The organism is aff. Roholtiella sp. LEGE 12411, from assembly GCF_015206995.1.
Classification (GTDB): Bacteria; Cyanobacteriota; Cyanobacteriia; order Cyanobacteriales; family Nostocaceae; genus Komarekiella.
Genome location: NZ_JADEXR010000250.1, coordinates 1 through 5,227 on the forward strand (window position 1 = coordinate 1; position 5,227 = coordinate 5,227).

Annotated in this window: 5 protein-coding genes and 1 pseudogene; 4 read left to right on the forward strand and 2 right to left on the reverse strand. The window is 37.2% G+C overall.

The features are described 5' to 3' along the window. Positions 1 to 124: 124 nt before the first annotated feature. A pseudogene (locus IQ246_RS28715) lies at positions 125 to 394 on the forward strand (MltA domain-containing protein); the annotation flags it as partial. Positions 395 to 489: 95 nt separating this feature from the next. Here the strand turns inward: IQ246_RS28715 and IQ246_RS28720 are convergent. Beyond that, positions 490 to 1,176 (reverse strand): polysaccharide deacetylase family protein, encoded by a 687-nt coding sequence (locus tag IQ246_RS28720; RefSeq protein WP_194006688.1) that lies wholly within the window; start codon positions 1,174 to 1,176, stop codon positions 490 to 492. Between the two features lie 410 nt (positions 1,177 to 1,586). On the opposite strand from IQ246_RS28720, the gene IQ246_RS28725 reads away from it, so the two are divergent. Next, on the forward strand, positions 1,587 to 2,720 hold the full coding sequence (locus tag IQ246_RS28725) for a hypothetical protein (RefSeq protein WP_194006689.1): 1,134 nt from the start codon (positions 1,587 to 1,589) through the stop codon (positions 2,718 to 2,720). Between the two features lie 64 nt (positions 2,721 to 2,784). Beyond that, on the forward strand, positions 2,785 to 3,720 hold the full coding sequence (locus IQ246_RS28730; RefSeq protein ID WP_194006690.1) for a DNA adenine methylase: 936 nt from the start codon (positions 2,785 to 2,787) through the stop codon (positions 3,718 to 3,720). Between the two features lie 300 nt (positions 3,721 to 4,020). Here the strand turns inward: IQ246_RS28730 and IQ246_RS28735 are convergent, their stop codons facing one another. Then, positions 4,021 to 4,236, reverse strand: coding sequence for a hypothetical protein (locus tag IQ246_RS28735; RefSeq protein WP_194006691.1), 216 nt, complete (start codon positions 4,234 to 4,236; stop codon positions 4,021 to 4,023). A gap of 179 nt (positions 4,237 to 4,415) precedes the next feature. On the opposite strand from IQ246_RS28735, the gene IQ246_RS28740 reads away from it, so the two are divergent. After that, on the forward strand, positions 4,416 to 5,066 hold the full coding sequence (locus IQ246_RS28740; RefSeq protein WP_194006692.1) for a sigma-70 family RNA polymerase sigma factor: 651 nt from the start codon (positions 4,416 to 4,418) through the stop codon (positions 5,064 to 5,066). Positions 5,067 to 5,227 lie beyond the last annotated feature (161 nt).

Sequence of the window (5,227 nt, forward strand, 5' to 3'; positions counted from 1 at the left end):
TGCAAGGACATACCCTGATTTACTCCAGGCATTAGATGCGGCATTCGCAGAAGTGACGATAGAGAATTTACTCGGTTGGTTTACTCACTGCTGCTACTGTACTTCAGAAGACTGATAACCGCTATATCAAAGATATCAAGTGACTGAAATTACACGCGATCGCGTGTTAAATAGTTTGAAAAGATTTCGCCAATTACTATTAAAAAATAATTCTGCAATCGAATTACATAAAGCTATAGAACGAGAGTTTATCTTGTACCAATCAGTCGGACAAGATACTAAAGGTAAGGTCTTATTCACTGCTTATTATGAACCACTTTATGCAGCTAGTCGTTTTCCTACAGCAGAATATCGCTATCCTGTTTATCAATTACCCCCTGATTTAGACTCCTGGAATAATTCGTAATGACGCTCCTGCGTCGCTAACGCTGCGCTAACGTAATTCGTAATTCGTATAGATCAAATATACAAGTTTATTTGCGTAACAGCTTACCAGAGATGATTAGTTGTAACTTGCTGCCATAGAGTATCAACAGTCACAAATTCATATCCTTGTCGTAGCAGTTGAGGAATGAGGATTTTGATTGTGGCTGCAACATCTTGTCCACCGCAAGCACCATCATGCAAGACAATTAATGAACCGTTTTTGACCTGCTCTATAACTCGCTGCACTACAGTGGTAACGCCTGGTCTTACCCAGTCTTCTGGTACAATACTCCACATAACGGGGCGGTAATTCCACTGAAAAAATAGGTTTAAAGTTGCGGGTGTAAATAAACCGTTGGGGGGACGGACATCACGCACTTGTTGAGGTTGTAGGTTGCAGGCGTTGTAGATTGCAACTTGGGTTTTTTCTAAACTATCCTTAAGGTCAACTGGAGAGAGCATAGGAAAAGAGCGATGATCATAACCATGCAATCCGATCCAGTGTCCGCGATCGCTGACTGTTTTGGCGATCGCTGGTGAACGATTAACGCAAGCACCCAACCAAAAAAAACTGGCTTTAATGTTGTAACGGTCTAAAATTTCCAATACATGGGGCGTGTATTGAGGATGGGGGCCATCATCAAACGTCAGTGCGATCATTTTGGAATTGCGATCGCCACCCCAAAGGCAGTTGGGAAATGCCGGTTGGAGAATACGGTAAAAAATCGGGAACAGGGGAGCTAGCTGCATCTTCGCTTTGAGGATCTTGTTCTGGAACTTGAAATAGAGTTACCTGCAAGCTGCTTTTTGATAAATCCTGGTTTATTCTAAACTCAGACCTAACATATTCCAATACGGTTCAGTTAACGAAAAATCCCAATTTTTCTAATGCTGAAAGACTTATTCTTAGGTTTAAATATTGAGAATAATGTCAATTACTGACCTTAACTGAACCGTATTGTAACATATTCCACTCTTCTCAAATGCTTACTTGTTTTAGTAAAATCTGCCGAAAAAGCTTGATTTTTCGTTTTTAGCTTTTAGAATGTTTAAGCTTTTTAGCAAAAAACTTATTAGTGGGATAGGTTCAAGGTTTATGAAAACCAAACCATTTAAAGTTTGATCTGCGAATTTTAAAGCGAAAAATCTATTTCGTAAAAATGACAGAAGTTCTACATTTCACAGGATTTATCAGGGAAGTCAGTTACAGAACTTACTTAACCCAGGAATTAAAAGAGATTAATTTCGATAATTTTGATGTAAATAAAGCAAATACATTTGGATTAATTAAATCCCCCAATACTGAAATGGCTTATTCACAATGGGTATCGCCTAAAAGAACTAGAAGCTATCCTTTTGCCAGAATGTATAATACATATAATTGTTCTAAAGTGATAACAATTATTCCAGTGATTAAGGATGAAGGAAGTGATGGTGATAGAGATAGAATTCAGTATTCAACCATCTCATGGATGAATTTACTTAATATTTACATCGTACTTGCTTATTACGAAACGGCTAATAAAAGCACAAAAAGAGGGCAAGGTAATAAGCAGAAGTTAACCAATCAACAATTTAATAGCGAATTTGTCAAATCTCAAATTGATGAAATTTTTGCATACCGCCAAAGTGCGCTTCATTGGAATAAGAACCTATTTGAAGAAAGATTTGTAGAAATTTTTGAAAAAGCTCTCGATTGTTATGACTCAATTTCCAGAACAACTGGGGTATCGATTCACTCTCGACAAGGGATGGATAACTATTTACAAAAAATTCTAGAGGAGTTCGAGGAGTTTAAAAATATTTCTCTTAAAGGTTCTCAAAGCGCTAGCAAAAGGGAAGCTCTTACATCCCATAAGCTAGAATATTTGGTTGATGGGTTAAAAGCTACTTTTAGTATTGAAAATTATCTAGGAGGAATTTACTATTTAACACCAGATGAAATATTCCATGAAAATGATACCTATATCATCCAAGAGTCCAAAAACACTTATAAAGAATCTTTACCAAAATTACCCGATATTCAAGATGGGTTATTCAAATTAATATTATTTTCTAATCTGGATTCCTTAAACCTTAACGGGCAAGCGGTATCCTTTATAAGCAAGTTAAAATTAACTGGTAAAAATGTGATAGGGTCTATTATATTTCCAGATGCCTCATCATCAGAGCTACAATCCTTTTTAGCCGCTAATTCAAGAATATTTAAGGGCAATCAAAAAGAAATAATTATAAAACTAGCCTTAGAAGCCGAACATAATCCAAAACTGAAAATAGAAGTAGCAAGTAATTAGCGAGAGAATATTATAATATATATTTATTATTTCAAAATTGAGTACATGAGTTGTGGCGGTAATTATGATAAAGAGTCCACTACGTTACCCAGGTGGCAAGTCAAAAGCCATTAACCAAATAGTCGAATATTTACCAGATAATTTTTCTGAGTTTAGAGAACCTTTTGTGGGTGGTGGTTCCGTATTTATATACTTAAAACAAAAATTTCCTGACATTAAAATTTGGATTAACGATTTAAATCGCGAGTTATTTTTATTTTGGAAATATTCTCAATCCCACCTACCAAAACTTGTAGAAGAAATACGCAGTATTAAAGATAAATATACCAATGGTAAATTACTATTTGAGGAGTTGACTAATGTAGATGTCAACCAATTATCTGACTTTGACAGGGCAGTTCGCTTTTTTGTCCTCAATAGAATTACTTTTTCTGGAACTGTAGAGTCTGGGGGATTTTCCGAGCAAGCTTTTCATAAACGGTTTACTTACTCATCTATAGACCGTCTCGAAAAATTAGAAAAAATATTAACAGCAGATGTAAGAATTACTAATTTAGATTACAGCGAACTATTACACTCAGAAGCGGAAAGCTTGTATGTTGGGGTTTCCCTACACAAAACTGTTCGAGAAGGGAAGGATATATTTATATTTTTAGATCCACCTTATTTTGCAGCAACGAAATCTAAGTTATATGGTAAAAATGGTGACTTACACACCTCTTTTAACCATCAGAGGTTTGCTTCGTTAGTGACAAATTGTCCACAAAACTGGTTAATAACCTATGATGATTCTCCTTGCATTAGAGAAAATTTTAAATCAGCACAGGTTCGAGAGTGGGAATTGCAATACGGGATGAATAATTACAAACAAGATAGTGCTGCTAAAGGTAAAGAATTATTCATTGCCAACTACGAAATTAGGCGTAATTCAAAAATAGATACAAATAGCCATGAAAACCGACAGTCACCATTACAGTTAAGCCTCGAATTTTCTTTCTAAGCTATTAGATTTGGCATCAACGAGTAATAGTTTCCGCAGGCTCTCTTCCCCTAAACATAGCCCAGCAAAGAGTTTACGACACTTTACCCTATTATCCTCTCATGAGAGTGATGAAAGAGCGTTAAACAGCAAAATCATTACTCTTAAGTAAATGTTGTATTAATTATGTTAAATAAATCAGGACTTACGCAACTGGCATATTATTTTAAGTTCGTAGTAAGGACTAAAGTCCTCACTACAAACAAAAAATTGAGATTTTTGTGACACTTGCGTAAGTCCTGTGAATAACATATATTTGCGTCATTGCTTCACTTTCTTTGCAGTGGGGGCATAGGGATAGTAGTCTTCATTCTTCATGCCCATATTCAGAAAGGCGGTTTTCAGAGATTGCTTGATGGTATCGTAGCAAAGGTTAACGATTGGCTCTATTTGTTGTGGGTCGCCTGCTACTACCGCTTGTTGCGATCGCACTAAAAGTAAAAATAATTGATTTATAACCCAAATTTCGCATTTCATGTTGTAGTATATAAAATACAAAAACTAGCTAATTGAGTGGAGTGGCGATCGCACCTGTCTGGAGTTATTTTTTATTAGGAAAAGTAAAAAAAAATATAGTATTGCGACAAAGGGTAATTTTTTAGAGCATTGTTATACGCAATACTAATGATATTCTTGCTTTCTTTGCCAAGATTGCTATGGTTGAATCCGATGAACAGCTACGCTGCTTAGTTGCCCAAGCCTGTGGAAACCCACTCGGAAGCCCTCAGCGTCAGAAGCTGCTCACGCAAATTATTCGCTTGACAGCACCTAGACTCTGGAGGGAAAGTACCCCTTATTATCAAGACGCACTACAACAAACTTGGTTGTATTTCTGCCGCAACGTTTGTGAAGGGTTGACAGGTCAAATATATGACCCCACTTATGGTAGTGTTGTCACCTGGCTGAATGCTTACCTCAAACGTAGATTACAAGACTTTTATCTCAACCAATACCGGGAACAAACCACAACTGTCCCGCTTCGGCTCCACCAGTCTAAGTCGGGTGAAAGCAGTGAAATCATTGACCCTGTAGATAATCTACCTGCAACCCCCCAAGCACCTCCCATTTTGGAAAACTTGGAGATATGGGCTACGACAGATGCGGATGGAGAACTGCGCCGTACTCACATTAAAGGGCGTCCGGAGGTAAATTGTCAGGTGTTAATTCTTAAACGCCTACCACCGGAAGTTGGCTGGAAAGAATTATCTGAGGAATTTAAACTGTCAATTCCGACATTAAGCAGTTTTTATCAGCGTCAGTGTCTACCACGCTTGCGGAAATTTGCTGAGTTAGAGGGCTTGTTATAACAAATCAGCTCATGGAAGCACAGGGATGGGCTAGGGTTAGCGAATAGCTAAATATTTGCTAACAATAGATTATATATACTCACAAATGCTAAGATAGTGGTATGGCTTATGTACCACTACGAGAAGCAGTTAAAAGGCTTGGACTGCACCCAAACACTTTA

Bases quoted from the DNA above. Each gene is read 5' to 3' on its own strand.
- IQ246_RS28720 (WP_194006688.1), bottom strand. From the start codon at position 1,176: ATGCAGCTAGCTCCCCTGTTCCCGATTTTTTACCGTATTCTCCAACCG.
- IQ246_RS28725 (WP_194006689.1), top strand. From the start codon at position 1,587: ATGACAGAAGTTCTACATTTCACAGGATTTATCAGGGAAGTCAGTTAC.
- IQ246_RS28730 (WP_194006690.1), top strand. From the start codon at position 2,785: ATGATAAAGAGTCCACTACGTTACCCAGGTGGCAAGTCAAAAGCCATT.
- IQ246_RS28735 (WP_194006691.1), bottom strand. From the start codon at position 4,236: ATGAAATGCGAAATTTGGGTTATAAATCAATTATTTTTACTTTTAGTG.
- IQ246_RS28740 (WP_194006692.1), top strand. From the start codon at position 4,416: ATGGTTGAATCCGATGAACAGCTACGCTGCTTAGTTGCCCAAGCCTGT.